This window comes from Pseudomonas cistanchae (assembly GCF_054483635.1).
The window spans coordinates 352,949-369,375 of the sequence record NZ_JBTLWN010000006.1; the positions used below are offsets into that span (position 1 = coordinate 352,949).

General features: G+C 60.7%; 12 protein-coding genes. 5 read left to right on the forward strand and 7 right to left on the reverse strand.

Translation table 11 applies throughout. The annotated features are described in order from the left end of the window. Positions 1–78: 78 nt before the first annotated feature. Together ACX0MV_RS17935 and gstA are read right to left on the reverse strand one after the other, a co-directional pair. Positions 79–1,155, reverse strand: a complete 1,077-nt coding sequence (locus tag ACX0MV_RS17935) for an NAD(P)H-dependent flavin oxidoreductase (protein ID WP_458983883.1) — start codon at positions 1,153–1,155, stop codon at positions 79–81. Positions 1,156–1,322: 167 nt separating this feature from the next. Further along, the gene (gstA, locus tag ACX0MV_RS17940) at positions 1,323–1,925 is read right to left on the reverse strand and encodes a glutathione transferase GstA (RefSeq protein WP_458983884.1); all 603 of its coding nucleotides are present in this window, start codon (positions 1,923–1,925) and stop codon (positions 1,323–1,325) included. A gap of 108 nt (positions 1,926–2,033) precedes the next feature. Between gstA and ACX0MV_RS17945 the strand changes: the two genes are divergently transcribed. Then, the gene (locus ACX0MV_RS17945) at positions 2,034–2,945 is read left to right on the forward strand and encodes a LysR family transcriptional regulator (RefSeq protein ID WP_458983885.1); all 912 of its coding nucleotides are present in this window, start codon (positions 2,034–2,036) and stop codon (positions 2,943–2,945) included. Positions 2,946–2,950: 5 nt separating this feature from the next. Here the strand turns inward: ACX0MV_RS17945 and ACX0MV_RS17950 are convergent, their stop codons facing one another. The 4 genes from ACX0MV_RS17950 to ACX0MV_RS17965 form a co-directional block, all read right to left on the reverse strand. Continuing rightward, the gene (locus tag ACX0MV_RS17950; protein WP_458983886.1) at positions 2,951–4,516 is read right to left on the reverse strand and encodes an acyl CoA:acetate/3-ketoacid CoA transferase; all 1,566 of its coding nucleotides are present in this window, start codon (positions 4,514–4,516) and stop codon (positions 2,951–2,953) included. A gap of 230 nt (positions 4,517–4,746) precedes the next feature. Continuing rightward, on the reverse strand, positions 4,747–6,132 hold the full coding sequence (locus ACX0MV_RS17955; RefSeq protein WP_458983887.1) for a GntP family permease: 1,386 nt from the start codon (positions 6,130–6,132) through the stop codon (positions 4,747–4,749). A gap of 436 nt (positions 6,133–6,568) precedes the next feature. Then, positions 6,569–8,047 carry a sigma-54 interaction domain-containing protein gene (locus ACX0MV_RS17960; protein ID WP_458983888.1) on the reverse strand — a complete coding sequence of 493 codons (1,479 nt, stop codon included), beginning with the start codon at positions 8,045–8,047 and terminating at the stop codon, positions 6,569–6,571. Positions 8,048–8,149: 102 nt separating this feature from the next. Next, positions 8,150–9,364, reverse strand: a complete 1,215-nt coding sequence (locus ACX0MV_RS17965) for a DUF2254 domain-containing protein (protein ID WP_458983889.1) — start codon at positions 9,362–9,364, stop codon at positions 8,150–8,152. Positions 9,365–9,745: 381 nt separating this feature from the next. Between ACX0MV_RS17965 and ACX0MV_RS17970 the strand changes: the two genes are divergently transcribed. The 4 genes from ACX0MV_RS17970 to ACX0MV_RS17985 all read left to right on the forward strand — a co-directional run bounded on the left by ACX0MV_RS17970 (position 9,746) and on the right by ACX0MV_RS17985 (position 14,859). Further along, complete coding sequence (locus tag ACX0MV_RS17970; protein WP_458983890.1) at positions 9,746–9,904, forward strand: YqaE/Pmp3 family membrane protein; 159 nt, start codon at positions 9,746–9,748, stop codon at positions 9,902–9,904. A 569-nt stretch (positions 9,905–10,473) separates the two neighbouring features. Then, positions 10,474–12,198 carry a type I secretion system permease/ATPase gene (locus tag ACX0MV_RS17975; RefSeq protein WP_458983901.1) on the forward strand — a complete coding sequence of 575 codons (1,725 nt, stop codon included), beginning with the start codon at positions 10,474–10,476 and terminating at the stop codon, positions 12,196–12,198. Between the two features lie 7 nt (positions 12,199–12,205). Next, complete coding sequence (locus ACX0MV_RS17980; protein WP_458983891.1) at positions 12,206–13,537, forward strand: HlyD family type I secretion periplasmic adaptor subunit; 1,332 nt, start codon at positions 12,206–12,208, stop codon at positions 13,535–13,537. Positions 13,538–13,539: 2 nt separating this feature from the next. Then, positions 13,540–14,859 (forward strand): TolC family outer membrane protein, encoded by a 1,320-nt coding sequence (locus ACX0MV_RS17985; protein WP_458983892.1) that lies wholly within the window; start codon positions 13,540–13,542, stop codon positions 14,857–14,859. Positions 14,860–14,904: 45 nt separating this feature from the next. Here the strand turns inward: ACX0MV_RS17985 and ACX0MV_RS17990 are convergent. After that, positions 14,905–16,427, reverse strand: a 1,523-nt coding sequence (locus ACX0MV_RS17990; protein WP_458983893.1) for a calcium-binding protein, incomplete at its 5' end; no start/stop codon positions are given.

Below are 16,427 nucleotides of genomic sequence, written 5' to 3' on the forward strand. Positions count from 1 at the left end.
CGACGGAGCACGGGGGCCATGGTTCAGGTGGATTGCGGTTCAAGCAGTTTGCGCCTGGCCAGCACGAGCAGCATGCCGTTACCGGCCTGGCAACAGCCGGTCGGTCTGCTCCAGCAAGCTGTTCCAGAGTTCCAGCGCCGAACGTTGCCGCAACAGCGGGGCAGCCTGGCCACACCAGAGTGCCAGCAGGTCGTCGCGCTGCTGGGTCAGGGCCGCCTGCTTCAACGCGCCGGCGAACCAGCCCTGGGCCGGGTAACCCGGCAGCGCGGCCTGATGCTCGGCGAGTTCCTCCAGCAGCCGATTGCGCATCCCGCGGGCCAGGCGTCCACTGAATGCGCGGGTCAGCGCCGTGTGCCCGGCCAGCGGGCTGAACAGTGCCTGGCGGTGGCGCTCGCTGGCGCCGGATTCGCGACAGGCGAGAAACGCCGTGCCGATCTGCACGCCCTGGGCGCCCAGGCAAAGGGCGGCAGCGATGCCACGGCCGTCGGCAATGCCACCGGCGGCAATCACCGGAATGCGCACCGCATCGACCATCTGCGGAATCAGCGCCAGGCTGCCGATCAAGCTTTCCTCGGCCGGGCGCAGAAAAGCCACTCGATGGCCGCCGGCTTCGCAGCCGCTGGCCACCAGCATGTCCACGCCTGCCGCTTCCAGTGCACGGGCTTCCTCCACCGTGGTCGCGGCGCCCAGGGTCAGAATGCCGCGCGCCCGGCACTGCTCCAGCACCTCGGCGCTGGGTACGCCGTAAACGAAGCTGAATACCGCAGGGCGCGCTTCCAGCAGCGCTTCTATCTGTTCGGCATAATTTGGCCAGGTCTCAGCTGGGCGTGCCGGCAGCGGCAGGCCCAACTCCTCGAAGTACGGTTGAAACAGCGCCAGGGTGCTGTCGAACTGCGCATCGTCCAGCTCGCGCTGTTCGCTGGGGTGGGGCAGCCAGAGGTTGAGCGCGAATGGCTTGGCAGTGACGGCGCGGATGGCCGCCGCGGTGTGCAGGATCGCGTCACCGTGCAGATGGTGCACGCCGAACGAGCCCAGCCCGCCGGCTTCACTGACGGCTCGCGTCAGCGCCACTGAGGACAGCCCGCTGCCGAACGGGCCTTGGACGATAGGCGCCTGCAGCTGCAAGCGCCGGGAAACTTCAGTATTGCGCCACATGCTGGGCTCCTCGCGGTTCGCAGGCCGTTGAAAAGCGTAGGCGAGGCAGGCAAGACAAGGCAAAAACAGGCGAGGAAGCGGAGTTTACGTGCTGTAAATGAGCATTCCGAGCCTGTTTTTAACGCAGTCTTGCCAACGTAGGTAGTTTTTCAACGGCCTGTCAGGGGTTAAAGGCCTTCTGCGGCTAACGCTGCGTGCACCGCCGGACGTTCGCCGATACCGGCCAGGTAGCGTTGCAGCGGTACGAGGCCGGACAGGTCGAGGCCGACCAGGCTGCTCCAGCGCGCCACGGTGAACAGGTAGGCATCGGCCAGGGTGAAGCGATCATCGCAGAGGTAGTTGCGCTCGCCCAGGCGTTCACTGACCCAGCTGAATTTTTTCAGCAACGCCTCGCTGAACACTTGCTTGGCGGCGGCATCCAGCGCCGGGTTGAACAGCGGCGAGTAGGACTTATGCAGCTCGCTGCTGATATAGGCCTGCCATTCCAGCACCCGGTAGCGCGCCAGCTCGCCCACTGCGGGCAACAGGTCGCTGCGGCCGGCCCGCTCGCAAAGGTACTGGGCGATCACTGGGCCTTCACTGAGCCGCTGGCCGTCGTCCAGCTGCAGCAACGGCACGTAGCCCTTGGGGTTGATGGAGTAGAAATCCTCGTCGGCCGCGGTGCGGTGGCTCGCCAGCTCGACCCGCTCCAGGGTGCAGGGCAGGCCGGTTTCGTGCAGCAGGATATGGGCGACGAGGGAACAGGTGCCGGGGGTGTAGAACAGTTTCATGCAAGGACTCCGCAACGTTGGATTAGGCAGCGGGTTCAGGCTATTGATAACCTCTGATGAGATAAATGCCGCGAATGGCATTTCACTTGATACGGGATGTAATCAATCATGCAGCGACAATTCGGCGGGGTGCTGCTCGGCAGCATGGAGCTTTTCTGCCTGGTGGCGGAGCAGGGCAGTTTCACCGCAGCTGCCCACGTGGCCGGGGTGACGCCCGCAGCGGTCAGTCGCTCGGTGGCGCGTCTGGAAACCCGACTCGGCGTGCGCCTGTTCAGTCGCACCACCCGCCAGGTCACCCTCACCGAAGCGGGGCGTGGTTATTTCGAGCAGTGCAGCCAGGCCCTGGCGCAACTCGGTGAGGCCGAACGGGCGCTCAGCGGCCAGCAGAGCGAGCCGGTCGGGCTGCTGCGCATCAGCCTACCGACCACCTACGGCCACTATCGGGTGCTGCCGCTGCTGCCGGCATTTCGTGCGCTGTACCCGCAGGTGCGTATCGAGGCGGAGCTGAGCAATCGTAATGTCGACTTCGCCAGCGAGAGCTTCGATTTGGCGATTCGCGCCCGTCCGCCCAGCGACTCCAGCCTGATCGCTCGCCCGCTGGAAGAAACGCCGTTGCAGGTGGTAGCAGCGCCCGACTACCTGCGCCAGTTCGGCACACCCGCCACCCCGGCGGACCTGGTCGAGCACCAGTGCATCCAGTTTCTCCTGCCGCGCAATGGCCGGCCGGTGCCTTGGCTGTTTCGCGATCAGGGCGTTGACCTGGAACTGGCGACCACAGGCGATTATTGCTGCGCCCAGGATGTGCTCGCCGGCGTCACCTTGGCCCGCAGCGGTGCGGGGTTGTTCCAGGCCCTGGGGTTTACCGTTGAGGAGGACCTGCGCCAGGGGCGGCTGGTGGAAGTGCTGCAGGCCTATGCGGGCCGCCACCGGCCGTTCACCTTGCTCTACCCGAGCGGCCGGCACCTGCCGCTGCGGGTACGGGTGTTTATCGATTTTCTCCTGCAGGCCGTGGGGCGCTGAGGACGTCAGTCTTTGAGCGCCGCCAGCCGTTCGCGCAGGCCAACACGCGCGGGTTGGAACAGACGGGCATCCATCCGCTTCGGCTGACGAATGATCGGCGCAAAGGCCATGCGCGCAAGGATGTCGCGTTCGAGGTCGACGCCGGGGGCGACCTCGATCAGTTCCAGGCCCTCGAGCGTCAGTTCGAATACGCAGCGTTCGGTGACGTACAGCACCGGCTGGCCGCGCTCGGCGGCAAGGCGACCGGCAAAGGTGCGGTGCTCGACCTCGGCGACGAACTTGCACAGCGGGCCGTCCTCGATGATGCGCAGTTGGCCGTTCTCGATGCGAATGTCCTGGGCGCCGGCGCTGAAGGTGCCAACAAACACTACGCGCTTGGCATTCTGGCTGATGTTGATAAACCCGCCGGCGCCAGCCAGGCGTGAGCCGAATCTAGACACGTTGAGGTTGCCCGCCGCATCCGCCTGGGCCAGGCCGAGAAAAGCCAGGTCCAGGCCGCCGCCGTCATAGAAATCGAACTGGTAGGGCTGGTCGATCAGCGCGCTGTGGTTGCTCGCCGCGCCGAAATCCAGCCCCGAGGCGGGCACGCCGCCGATCACGCCGGGTTCGGCGGTGAGGGTCAGCAGGTCGATCACGCTTTCCTCGGCCGCCACGGCCGCCACGCCTTCGGGCATGCCGATGCCGAGGTTGACCACCGCGCCGGCGTTCAGCTCCAGCGCGGCGCGGCGGGCGATCAGCTTGCGCACGTCCAGTGGCATCGGCGCCAGGCTGTCGACCGGCACGCGCACCTCGGCGGCGAAGGCCGGGTTGTAGCCGGTGGCAAAGGTCTGCTGATGGTTGTGCGGGTCGGCGACCACGATGCAATCGACCAGGATGCCGGGGATTTTCACCTCGCGCGGGTTCAGCGAGCCGCGCTCGACGATGCGCTCGACCTGGGCGATCACCAGGCCGCCGGAGTTATGCGCCGCCATGGCGATGGCCAGGCTCTCGATGGTCAGCGCCTCGCGCTCGAACGACAGGTTGCCGTCCGGGTCGCTGCTGGTCGCGCGGATGATGCCGACATGGATCGGGAAGGCCTTGTAGAACAGGTAATCCTCGCCATCGATCGGCATGCGCCGCACCAGTTCGGCGGTGGTGCGCTGGTTGAGCTTGCCGCCGCCGAACGCGGGGTCGACGAAGGTGCCCAGGCCAACCTTGGACAGCTGCCCCGGTTTGCCCGCGGCAATGTCACGGAACAGCTGGGAAATCACCCCTTGCGGCAGGTTGTAGGCCTCGATGCGGTTGTCCACCGCGAGCTTCTGCAGCCCCGGCACCAGCCCCCAATGCCCGCCAATCACCCGCCGCACCAGGCCTTCATGGGCTAGGTGGTTGAGCCCACGGCCTTTGCCGTCGCCCTGGCCAGCGGCGTACACCAGGGTCAGGTCGCGGGGCGCCTGCTCGGCCTGAAAGCGCTGCTCCAGGGCGATGGCGATTTCCTCGGCGAAACCGATGCCGACAAACCCGCCGGTGGCGACGTTGGCGTTATCGGCGATGCGCGCCACTGCAGCGGCGGCGGTCATGATCTTGCTCATAGCGGGTACTCGAAAGCGATTAACAACGTTGAGTACAGGGCGCTGCAAAGCGTAGCGAGCGATGGCCAGGCAAGGCGCGTTCAGGCGAGGACGCGGAGTGTACTGATGTACATGAGCAGTACTCGTTTCACTCGCCCTTCGGGTCGCGCTAAAGCGCGTTAGCCGTAAGCGGCTTGCCGAGCCTGAGCGCAACGCCGCATGGTCGAGCGCAGTAGCTTTGCAGTGTCCTGTTAGAAGCTGCCGAACAAGGTGCCCAGGGTAATGACGACGACCAGCGCCATCATCGGAAAGGCCACGGTGTTGACGAAGATGAATTTGTACGACTCGCGGTGGGTCAGCTTGCAGATCGCCAGCAGCGAGATCACCGCGCCGTTGTGCGGCAGGGTGTCCATGCAGCCCGAGGCCATGGCGGCGACCCGGTGCAGCAGCTCGGGGCTGATGCCGGCGGCGTTGGCCAGGGTCAGGTACTGCTCGCCCAGGGTTTTCAGCGCGATCGACATGCCGCCCGAGGCCGACCCGGTGATGCCAGCAAGAATGTTCACCGCCACCGCCTCGGAGATCAGCGGATTATCGGATACGCCCAGCACCAGGTCGCGAATGATCACGAAGCCGGCGAGCGAGGCGATCACGGTGCCGTAACCGACTTCGGCGGCGGTGTTGAGGATCGGCAGCATGGAGCCGAAGGCGCCGTCGTTGACGGTTTTCTTCAGGTCCATCCAGCGCTTCCAGTGCATCAGGATCAGCAGCAGGATGGCCGCGCTGAGGGCGATGATGATCGCCCAGATGCCGATCAGCGACCGGGCGTCCTGTAGGCCGCCGAACTCCGGCTTGGCCAGGTAGCTGGTGTCGATGCTTGGCAGCACCTGTTTGGCCATCAGGAAGTTCAGGGCAATCACCAGCAGGATCGGCAGCAGCGCTAACCAGAAACCGGGCATGGAGCCGGTGTTGTCGTCCACCGGGTCGTCGCGGTGCACGCCGTAGCCTTCGCCGGCGGCCTTCAGCTTGCGCGCCTGGGCAGTCAGCCACCAGGTGCCAAGGCCGAACATGATCAGGCCGCCGATCAAGCCGAGGCCGGGCGCGGCAAAGGCATCGGTGCCGAAAAACGGGTTGGGAATGGCGTTCTGGATCGCCGGCGTGCCGGGCAGCGCGGTCATGGTGAAGGTGAACGAGCCGAGGGCGATGGCGCCCGGGATCAGGCGCTTGGGAATGCCCGCCTCGCGAAACAGCGCAGCGCCGATCGGGTACACGGCAAAGGCCACCACGAACAGCGACACGCCGCCGTAGGTGAGGATGCCGCAGGCCAGCACGATGGCCAGAATCGCCCGCTCGCTGCCGACCTTGGCGACGATGCCCAGGGCGATGGCGCGGGCCGAACCGGAGTCGTCCATCAGCTTGCCGAACAGCGCACCGAGCAGAAACAGCGGGAAGAACTGGATGACGTAGCCGCCCATGGCCTTCATGAAGACCTGGGTGTAGGTCGGCAGCAACATCGCCACTTCGCCGGAAAACAGCAGGGCGAGCAGGGCCAGCAGCGGGGCGAGGATCAGGACGTTGATGCCGCGGTAGGCGAGGTACATCAACAGCGCGAGGGAGATCAGAATACCGAGGGTACCCATGGGTGGTTCCTTTTTGTTGTTTTGGACGCCGCTCTATGGCGGTCGCGGGTGCCTGCGCACCCTATGAGCTCGCGCAGGCCGTATGTGCTTAGAGCGAAAGTTGTGCCAGGTCAGGCACGGGCCTGCTCAATAGCTGGATTGTGCCGAGAGAATGCTCTAGAACGCAGGTTTCACCGCCTGGCAGTGGCGATTCTGAAGTGTTGCGGGGGATGGTCAGGTAGATGAGTATGTCCACTAACTTGGACATGTCCTTCAGCGAAGACATTTTCTCTGTCTGAGTGTCTGAAAAATTGGACATTACTGAATGGCGGAAAAGCCGTTCCGCGGCATGCCCGGCCTACATATCCGCAGGGTGCCGGACAAGGCTTCGCTCTCCCGCCAACCCATAGGGTGGACATGCGCAGCTTGTCCACCGTCAGCCGCGTGGCAATTCACCTTACAGCTCGCGCACACTCAAACCATGCTGCTGCAACTTGCTGTACAAACTGGCGCGCGAAATGCCCAGCTCCACGGCGGCGCGGCGGCGATTGCCCTGGCAAACGGTCAGCGCCTGTTGCAGCGCCTGGCGTTCAGCCTGGGCGAGGGTGTCGGTCAGCGGAGTCACGGCCACAGCATCGGCCGTTGATAAGGCTGGCGCTGCAACCAGCGCCGACGGTACAAACTCGGCCACTGCCAGCAATGGCGCCAACTGAGCGGCCTCCAGCACGGAGCCCTCGGCGCCCAGCTGCGCGCGCTCCAGCACATTGCGCAGCTCACGCACATTGCCGCGCCAGGGCTGCTGGCAAAGCAGCGCCAGGGCATCGGCGCTCAGCTCCATGGGCGCCTGACCGGAGCGGTTGGCGATATCGTCGAGCAGGTGCTCGACCAGGGCCGGGATGTCGGCGCAACGGTCGCGCAATGGCGGCACGGTGAGCGGCAGCACGTTAAGCCGGTAGTAGAGGTCGTCGCGAAACTGCCCGGCGGCAACCCTGGCTTCCAGGTCGATATGGGTCGCGGCGATCACTCGCACATTCAGCGGCTTGACCTGGTTTGATCCAAGCGGCTCAACCTCCTGTTCCTGCAGTACCCGCAGCAGCTTGGCCTGCAAGGCCAGCGGCAGGTCGCCGATTTCGTCGAGAAACAGGGTGCCGCCGTTGGCTACCTCGAATTTGCCGATGCGGCCTTTGCGGTCTGCGCCGGTAAAGGCGCCGGGCGCGGTGCCAAACAGCTCGGCCTCGACCAGGGTTTCCGGAATCGCCGCCACGTTGACCGCCACGAACGGGCCATTGGCCCGCGGCGACAGGTTGTGAATGCCCTGCGCCAGGAGTTCCTTGCCGGTGCCGGTTTCCCCGCGCAGCAGCACCGTGGCATCGAGCTGAGCCGCGCGCCTGGCCTGGCGTTTGACCTCGCTGGCCAGCACGCTGCTGCCAATGAAACCGGCGATGGTGTAACGGGCGCGGCGGGCCTTGGCCAGTTCGTGCTGGGCCGCCGCCAGTTGGGTCTGCAGGCTGTTGTACTTAGCCATCAGCGGTTTCAGGTGGCGCGCGCGGTCGAACAGCACAAAGCCCAGGGCGCCCACCAAGGTACCGTCCTCGTCACGGAGCGGGATGCGCGTGACCACGAAGTGCTCGCTGCCGAAGGCCATCAGGTCGAGCATGCTTGGCTGGCCGCTCTCCACCACCTCGCGCAATCGGCTTGCCGGCAAGACCTCCTCGATCTCCTTGCCCAGTGCGCTGCGCGGGTCCCGAATGCCGACTTTCTCGGCGTACTTGTCGTTGATCCAGACGATCCGCGCCTGCCGGTTGACCGCAATGGTGCCCTCGCACTGGGCATTCAGGTGATCGAACAGCAAGGGCATCGCCACCGCGCGAAAGCGCTCGGGTGAGACGCCGATAATCAAACCGTGCTGATCGAGATCGTCGCGGGAAATCGCCATGGGGCAACTCGTTACCGGAGAAAGGAGCGGCCGATTATGGCCAGCGCCGCATACCAGCGGCAAGGCGGCATGCGCGCCGAGGAAAGATGACGGCGCTACGGCTTATTGGTGCTGCGATAGCAGCGGCACCCGGCGTATGTCGCGCCGCTGCTGGTTGATCCGCTCGATTGCATGGTTCACGGCCAGGCGGTCGCGCTGGTTCTCGATGTTCAGGTCTGCGCTTTCGCGTACGGCCTCTATTTCCTCCACCAGCGCCTCGAGTTGCTCGGCGTCAGGCTTGCCGTGCAGCGCATTCTTCAAGCACTGCAGCAGCGAAGTCAGGATCAGCGGGTCGCCGCGACCGTAGTTGCGGATGGGCCCCAGTACCAGTTCCAGCAGCCGCTGCATCTTCAATTGCGGGTAAAACAGGCGCGGTCTGTTCTGATCGAAACCGCCCACATCGATGGGTGCGACGCCACTCAGGCGCAACAGTAAAACACCCAGCAGATTGATCGCGCGGGCGGCCATGCCGGGGTCATTGATCGCCGGGCTGATCGCCTTGACCGCGATTTCTGAAATCTGCCGCATGCCGTAGGAAATATTGGCGTTGGCGAATTCATCGTTGTGAAAGTCGAAGCAGTCGCGAACGGTATCAACCAGCTTCTCGTCCAGCGGCGCACTGAGTTTGATCAGCGGATGACCTTCGATGATGAAAAATCCAGGGTCCACCTGGATGACGGCAACCAGGTCGTGCTCGCGCAAGAGCTCACCCAGTGGGCGTTCGTTGACTTCGCGCAGGTAGCCGGCCCTGTTTGCGTAGATGCACCACCAGTCGGCGTCGTCGGGCGCACCGCCATCGACGGCGTCCAGGCGCTTCTTGCGTCGCGCGAGGTTTTCAAGCGCGCCGTCGTAAAGCTCGCTCAGCACCCAGTCAACTTGGATCGACTGTGAAACCGAGCGGATGAACACCACGAACATCGCCAGGCACAGCATGCCGAACAGCAGCGCAAGCAGCAGGCCAAGCGTAGGCAGCGCTTCTGGATCGTCCGCCTTCAGCGTGGTGATCATCACTAGGTAATACAGCACGCTGCCGAGATAGATCCCGAGAATGACCCTGTTGCGGATATCGCTGATCAGGCGCGGCAGTACCCGGGGTGTCAGCCTTGCGGCGGCACCATTGAGCACCACCATGACCATGGAGAAACTGAATACCGTCAGCGAAATGATGCTGGTGATCAGCGTGCCGAGAAGTTCGCGGCCGTTATCCACATCGGTGAGGCCCGGTGGCAGCGCGTCGCGCAGCGATTCGGCGGCGGATGTCGATTCGAATACCAGCATGAGTGCCGCGATCACGGCGAAAAGCCCGGCTATCAAAACTGGGTAAAAGCGATGCTCTCGCGCATGCGCTTGATCGTGCGAAAGAGGAAATTGCTGGGCGCTGTCATCGAACTGTCCAGGTCGCAGGCATGTGCCGGTTATGCATCCGACTGCGCACAGGCGTGGAAGTACTGCTTAAAACCGATTCTGTCGGATAGGTCGAAGGACAGCTGGCCTTCGGATGGGCTGACCGCTGGCTTAAAGCAGCGATGCTGCCCCGGAGAGCGCCAGAGCGGCCAACCATGGCCAGCGCTGCCCGCCACGAACAAGGAACCATAATCGGCCGTGGGCGGTCGACTATCAGGTACTGCCCAGCCGGGCCCATTGTTAGGGAGTTATTAGATGGACTTTGTTCGCATCATTATCGCCATCCTGCTGCCACCGCTTGGTGTGTTTATGCAAGTCGGTTTCGCTGGCGCTTTCTGGTTGAATATCCTGCTGACCTTGCTTGGCTATATCCCAGGCATCATCCATGCGGTGTACATCATCGCCAAACGCTGACCTGGCGATTGATTCCGAAAGCAAAAAGCCGCGCAATTGCGCGGCTTTTTATTGGTCGAGGTCTTTGAGAGGCAGTGCCAGTATTCATTTCGATTTTTCAGGAGTTGGTATACGACACATTGATTCTATTTTGTCGCGTTTACATGATTCATCTTCTCATCCCCCTGACGTTTAGATCCGTCAACACGGCTGAACCGGAGGCTGACTTAGGCAGTTCTCGCGACCTCTATACGCTCATAGGAATAATTCGGCACTTTGCGCTGCTGCTTTTGACAGTGCGTATTGTGGCCATTGTCTTGGTGCCGCTCTGCGTATTTTTCGCCGGTTTCGCTGATGCCCTGTAACTGCTGATTTCGCGTCTTATATCTCCACCCTTTATGCCTTGTAGGCTGTTGCCAGGCGTCAAGCGCGCCGACAACCAGGCCCAGCCATCAGATCGCCTTCCTATAATCGAAGGTTTGTAGTGGATGGGGTGCCCTCGCTGCTTTATTCTGGTCGCGAGCATTCCTTGCTCAGGCGGTCCGCTAACATGAAGCGGCTTGCAGTGCCTATTTATTACTCTTTGGCTTATGCGACTCACTCTAGACCCCAAGCGCGACATCGACGCCGCGCTTCTTTGCTATCGCCGTTTATTCGGGTTCTTGGCCCTGTTCAGTGGCGTGATAAATCTGCTGATGCTGGTGCCTTCGATCTACATGATGCAGGTGTTCGATCGGGTACTGACCAGCCGCAATGAAACCACGTTGTTGATGCTGACGCTGATATTGCTCGGGCTGTATCTGTTGAGCAGCACCCTGGAGTGGGTGCGCAGCCAGGTGATGATCAAAATGAGTGCGGGCATTGACGCGCAACTCAGTGAGCGGGTGTTCGGTGCGGCGTTCGAGCGCAGCCTGAAAGAGCACAGCGCCAACCCCGCGCAAGTGCTGAGCGACCTCACAAGTATCCGTCAATGTTTCACCGGCCAGGGGCTAATAGCCCTTTTCGACGCGCCTTGGCTACCGATCTATCTAATAGTCGCGTTTCTATTTCATCCCTGGTTGGGTTTATTCACCACCTTGGGTGCCGGCATCCTGATCGCCCTGGCAGTGTGGAACGAACTGGCCACGCGCAATGGATTGGCGAACGCCAATCAGCTGGCGGTGACCTCGGCTAGCTACGTCAATAGCACCTTGCAGAACGCCGAAGTCATCCAGGCAATGGGCATGCTCAGCGTTCTGCGCCGTCGCTGGTTCTCATTGCAACAGCGTGTTGTCTCTGTTCAGGCCGATGCCAGTGTGCGTGGCGCCCGGATTTCTGCAATGAGCCGTTTCGTGCGCATGACTTGGCAGTCGCTATCACTGGGGCTCGGTGCGTTGCTGGTGCTGGAAAACCAGATATCAGCAGGGGTGATGATCGCGGTCTCGGTGTTGCTAGGACGGGCCATGGCTCCCGTGGAACAACTCATAGGTTCATGGCGGCAACTGGGTAACGCGAAGAGCAGCTATCAACGCTTGAGCCAACTGCTTGATGAATACCCCAGGGTTCAGCCTCGTATGGCTTTGCCGAGACCGATAGGTGCTCTCAACGTTGATGAGCTGTGGGTCATCCCGCCGGGTGCGCAACGTGCTGCGTTGAGCGGCGTCACTGTGGCTTTGGCGAAGGGCGAAGTATTGGCGGTAATAGGCGCCAGTGCGTCCGGTAAGTCTTCCTTGGCAAGGGCAATTGTCGGTATCTGGCCAAGCAGTCGCGGTTCCGTAAGGCTGGACGGAGCGGAGGTCAGTCAGTGGTCGCGCGAGGCACTGGGCCCATTTCTCGGCTATCTGCCTCAGGACATCGAGCTGTTCGAGGGTAGCATCGCCGAAAACATCGCACGCTTTGGCGAAATCGAGCCCGATAAGGTCATCGAAGCGGCGCGGCTGGCCGGAATTCACGAGATGGTGCTGCGGTTTCCCAAGGGCTATGACACTCCATTGGGTATCGGTGGGTTAAGCCTGTCAGGTGGCCAGAAACAACGCATCGGCTTGGCGCGGGCGCTTTATGGTCAGCCAGTGTTAGTTGTGCTGGATGAGCCCAACTCGAATCTGGATGAAGCCGGAGAGCTGGCTCTGATTCGCGCAATTAGTGCACTAAAAGCAGCGGGCTCCACTGTGGTGTTGGTGACCCACAGGCCCAGCATTCTCGGAGTGGTTGATAAGATTCTGCTGCTCACTGACGGAGTGCAAAAGATATTCGGGGCACGCGATCAGGTGTTGAAAGCGCTTCTCCCCTCCTCAGGTAGCACCAACGCCGCTGTAAGCGGTAACCCGGGAGCCTGAGGTAACCATGACATCCACTCAACCGCGCGAAGTATCTATCTCCGATCCAGACGTCGAGGCTGCCGGTATTGCCCGTTTTGGCCTGTGGCTGCTGGCAATAGGATTTGGCGGATTTTTACTCTGGGCTGGCCTGGCGCCGCTTGATCAGGGTGTGGTCGGCAGCGGTACCGTTGTTGTGTCCGGGGAGCGAAAGGTTGTGCAGTCCTTATCGGGTGGCAGTATCGAGCGAATCCTGGTGCGTGAAGGTGAAGTGGTAGACCAGGGGCAAATGCTCGTGCAGTTCAATACCATCCAGGCGCAGTCACAGCTTGATGTTGCGCAGGGCCAGTGGTTTAGCGCGCGCAGCATCGAGGCGCGTTTAATTGCTGAACGCCTCGCCCGTGACAGCATCGACTGGCCACAGGATTTGCTGGCGAAGTCGACCGACGCACGGGCGCGCGCCGCTATGGAGTTGCAGGGCCACCTCTTTGCGACACGGCGGGCCGAACTGGCCAGCAGACTGCAGATTCTCAAGCATGAGGAGGCTGCACTGGCCGAGCAGTTGATAGGCTTCAACGAGATCAAACGTAGTCATGAAACTCAACTGAGATATCAGCGGCAAGAGCTTGAGGGGCTGCGCGAACTGGCGAGTGAAGGCTATGTTCCGCGGAACCGTCAGTTCGAGGCGGAGCGTAACGCAGCGCAACTGGGAGCACAGCTGGCCTCGGCGATCTCGGATATCGGGCGAACTCGCCAGGCTATTAATGAAACCAAGCTAAAGGCCTTGCAGCAGGTCCAGGCATTTCGCAGCGAGGCAGAGTCGCAGCTGGCCCAGGTATCTGCCGAAACCGCCGGCCTGACCGAGCGAATCAAGGCGCTCGATTTCGAAGTGCAGAATGGCTCGATTCCGGCACCTATCGCTGGCCAGGTAATAGGGCTGGAGGTGCATACCGTCGGGGGTGTCGCGCCGGCGGGGCAGCGTTTGATGGAGATAGTGCCGCAAGGCTCGGCTTGGGTTATTAAGGCGCAGTTTCCGCCGATGATGGCCGACCGGTTGAAACCTGGGCTGCCGGTCGATGTGCGTTTTTCCTCTTTGCAGCGGGTCAACACCCCGGTAATAACAGGGGAGGTGGCGGTTGTATCGGCTGACCAACTGATCGACGAGCATTCGCGGCTGCCATACTTCTCCGTGGAGGTGGCAGTCAGCCCTGACGCCATTATTGACCTCCGTGAGGCCGGTTTGGATGTCAAACCCGGTATGCAGACAGAGGTGATCGTCAGGACGGGAGAGCGTACGCTGATTAACTACCTGATGCGGCCCATTACCGAGCGTCTCGTTGGGGCATTTAAGGAAGAATGATGGTGCGTGGATGGATTGTCTTATTCGCTGTGTTTTGGTCGAACGCGCCTTGGGCCAACGATGCTGCCCTTTCACTGATTGACCTTTACCAGGCCTCACGGCAAAACGATGCGACTTATCACGTCGCCGCTCATGACTATCAAGCATCTCAGCAGGAAGAGGCTATTGGTAAGGGTGGATTGTTGCCTCGTGTGGAAATTAGTTCCCGTTTTGGTCGCGGGGGGCTGGTAGACGGAGAGGTCCAACAAGGCAATCAGAGTGATCAGTTCAGCGCTGATATGGCCACTCTGGCCGTTAACCAGCCCCTATACGACAGAGAGCGCTGGGCGTTCTACGAGCAATCCAAGTCCAGAGGCGTATTAGGCAAGGTGCAGTATGAAATTGCCGGGCAGCAGCTGTTTGAACGGGTGGTCGAGTCCTATTTTGACGTAGCTCGAAAGAAGAATGAGCTCAAGCTCGCGAACCAGCAGACGTCCTCGATTGATGCGCTAGTCAAACAGACGAAACGGTTGTTCGAGGCTGGTGAGGGCACTATTACCGATACCGATGAAGCTCAAGCTCGATTGGATTTGATTCGCGTCCAGGAAATCGAGTTAAAAGCCCAGCACCATGCTGCGTTGCGCAAGCTGACGGGGCGCACAGGCATTGCGGTAACTCGAATATTCGATATGCGAGAACAGATACCAGGCGTCAACCCGTTGGGCGATAAGGAAAACCTTAACCATTGGCTGAATCAAGCTCGCGAACTGAGCCCGATATTGGGGAGTCGACGGGCTTCGATACAGCTCGCCGAGGCTGACCTTAAGCTGCAGCAGGCAGGGCACTATCCCACGGTCGCCCTAACCGGACAGCTTGCACATACCGAGAAAAGCGACCTCAACGAGTTTTCTCAACGACAGTCCACTTACTATGTGGGGTTGTTGCTCGACATTCCCATTTATCAAGGTGGCGCGGTTAGCGCCTCGGTCGAGCGAGCTCACTCAGCGCTTTACAGTGCTCAGTCAGCATATGACGCCGAACAGCAAAGGCTATTCGAAGATATCGAGCTCGACTATCTCGGTGTGGTGAGTGGTTATGAGAAGAGCAAAGCCCTTCTGACTGCAGTACATTCGAATCAGCAAGCTTTGCAGTCCGCAGAAAAGGGGTATCAGGCAGGCGTGCGGTCGACGGTGGAAATTCTGGACGCGCAGCAGCGATTGTTTGCGGCGAAACGTGACCTGCTCGATTCCAAGCTGACGATGCTGCAAAGCTACGTCAATCTGCATACCCGCACTGGACAGATGTCTCCGGCGGTATTGCGAGATGTTCAGGCCTTGTTTTAGAGCGCGCCTCTGCCTATTGGAACTAACAAAGGCGCGTCGCGTGCATCAGGCCATCAGGTCGGAGTTGCTCAGTGAAACCACGCCCAGCAATTGAATTTCGAATTCGGCGTTAGCATCGGTATTGGTACTGCCATACAGGATTCCATCGGCGAAGCGGAGCTGGCCTGTCGCGTCGGTATTACTGAACGCCATCGAGTTGATAAAGCTGAAGACATCGTTGGCTGCGGTGGCCGTGTTGGCATCCAGGGTCGAGAGATTGATCTTATCACCTTCGCTGCTATTGAAATCCCCGATCACGTCACGCAGCGAGCCCAGCCCCATTTCAATCAAAGAATTGAAGTCGAATTGGTCCGCCCCCAAGCCGCCGTAAAGAATATCAGTGCCGAGACCGCCGACAAGCAGGTCGTTACCGGCTCCCCCTATAACCGTATCGTTGCCTGCGCCGCCATTGAGAACATTGGCCGCCGAGTCGCCCGTCAGTTCGTCATCGTACTTACTGCCGGTGAGGTTCTCGACATTCAGCAGGGTATCGCTGGCAGAACCGCCGGTAGCCTGAGCCGCATTGGTGGCTAAGCTGACAGTAACGGCACTGGCCGCGTAGCTATAAGCAACGGTGTCGAGGCCGTCGCCACCATTCAGGACGTTATTGCCAGCCCCGGCATAGATGATGTTATCGAGACTGTTGCCCGTACCATCAGCGCTGTTGTTTGTTAGCAAGCGCAGATTTTCAAGATTGGCTCCAAGGGTATAAGCGGCAAGATAGCTGTAGACCGTATCGGTGCCACCAGAAATGGCGTTGGCGTTGGTTTCTTTGACGACATCGCCGATATTTTCGACATAGTAAATATCGTCGCCATCGCCGCCGATCATTCGGTCTGCACCAGAACTGCCATTTAAAATATTGGCCGCTGAGTTGCCTATCAATGCGTCGCTATATTTGCTGCCAGTGAGATTTTCAAAGTTCTTCAGTAGGTCTGAGCCTGAACCGCCAGTGGCTTGAGCCACTGCGGCAGATAGATTGGCGGTGATGCCTTTGGTTGCATAAGTATAGGCAGCCGTGTCGGTGCCAGCGCCACCATCCAAGATATTGTTACCAGCTCCAGCATAAATTAGGTTGTTAAGATTGTTACCTGTGGCATCGGCGGAGCCACTCGATAGGATGCGCAGATTCTCGACATTGATGCCTAGATTGTAAGCGGCGAGGTAACTGTAGACGGTATCAGTGCCGCCGGAAATGATACTGGCATTGGTTTCGCTGATGACATCGGCGGCGCTATCAACGAAGTAGGTGTCGTTGCCGTTACCGCCAATCATCCGGTCCGCACCAGAACTGCCATTTAAAATATTGGCCGCTGAGTTGCCTATCAATGCGTCGCTATATTTGCTGCCAGTGAGATTTTCAAAGTTCTTCAGTAGGTCTGAGCCTGAACCGCCAGTGGCTTGAGCCACTGCGGCAGATAGATTGGCGGTGATGCCTTTGGTTGCATAAGTATAGGCAGCCGTGTCGGTGCCAGCGCCACCATCCAAGATATTGTTACCAGCTCCAGCATAAATTAGGTTGTTAAGAT

What these genes read in the sequence shown, in the direction of transcription:
- ACX0MV_RS17935 (WP_458983883.1), bottom strand. Translation starts at nt 1,155, where the DNA reads ATGTGGCGCAATACTGAAGTTTCCCGGCGCTTGCAGCTGCAGGCGCCT.
- gstA (WP_458983884.1), bottom strand. Translation starts at nt 1,925, where the DNA reads ATGAAACTGTTCTACACCCCCGGCACCTGTTCCCTCGTCGCCCATATC.
- ACX0MV_RS17945 (WP_458983885.1), top strand. Translation starts at nt 2,034, where the DNA reads ATGCAGCGACAATTCGGCGGGGTGCTGCTCGGCAGCATGGAGCTTTTC.
- ACX0MV_RS17950 (WP_458983886.1), bottom strand. Translation starts at nt 4,516, where the DNA reads ATGAGCAAGATCATGACCGCCGCCGCTGCAGTGGCGCGCATCGCCGAT.
- ACX0MV_RS17955 (WP_458983887.1), bottom strand. Translation starts at nt 6,132, where the DNA reads ATGGGTACCCTCGGTATTCTGATCTCCCTCGCGCTGTTGATGTACCTC.
- ACX0MV_RS17960 (WP_458983888.1), bottom strand. Translation starts at nt 8,047, where the DNA reads ATGGCGATTTCCCGCGACGATCTCGATCAGCACGGTTTGATTATCGGC.
- ACX0MV_RS17965 (WP_458983889.1), bottom strand. Translation starts at nt 9,364, where the DNA reads ATGCTGGTATTCGAATCGACATCCGCCGCCGAATCGCTGCGCGACGCG.
- ACX0MV_RS17970 (WP_458983890.1), top strand. Translation starts at nt 9,746, where the DNA reads ATGGACTTTGTTCGCATCATTATCGCCATCCTGCTGCCACCGCTTGGT.
- ACX0MV_RS17975 (WP_458983901.1), top strand. Translation starts at nt 10,474, where the DNA reads ATGCGACTCACTCTAGACCCCAAGCGCGACATCGACGCCGCGCTTCTT.
- ACX0MV_RS17980 (WP_458983891.1), top strand. Translation starts at nt 12,206, where the DNA reads ATGACATCCACTCAACCGCGCGAAGTATCTATCTCCGATCCAGACGTC.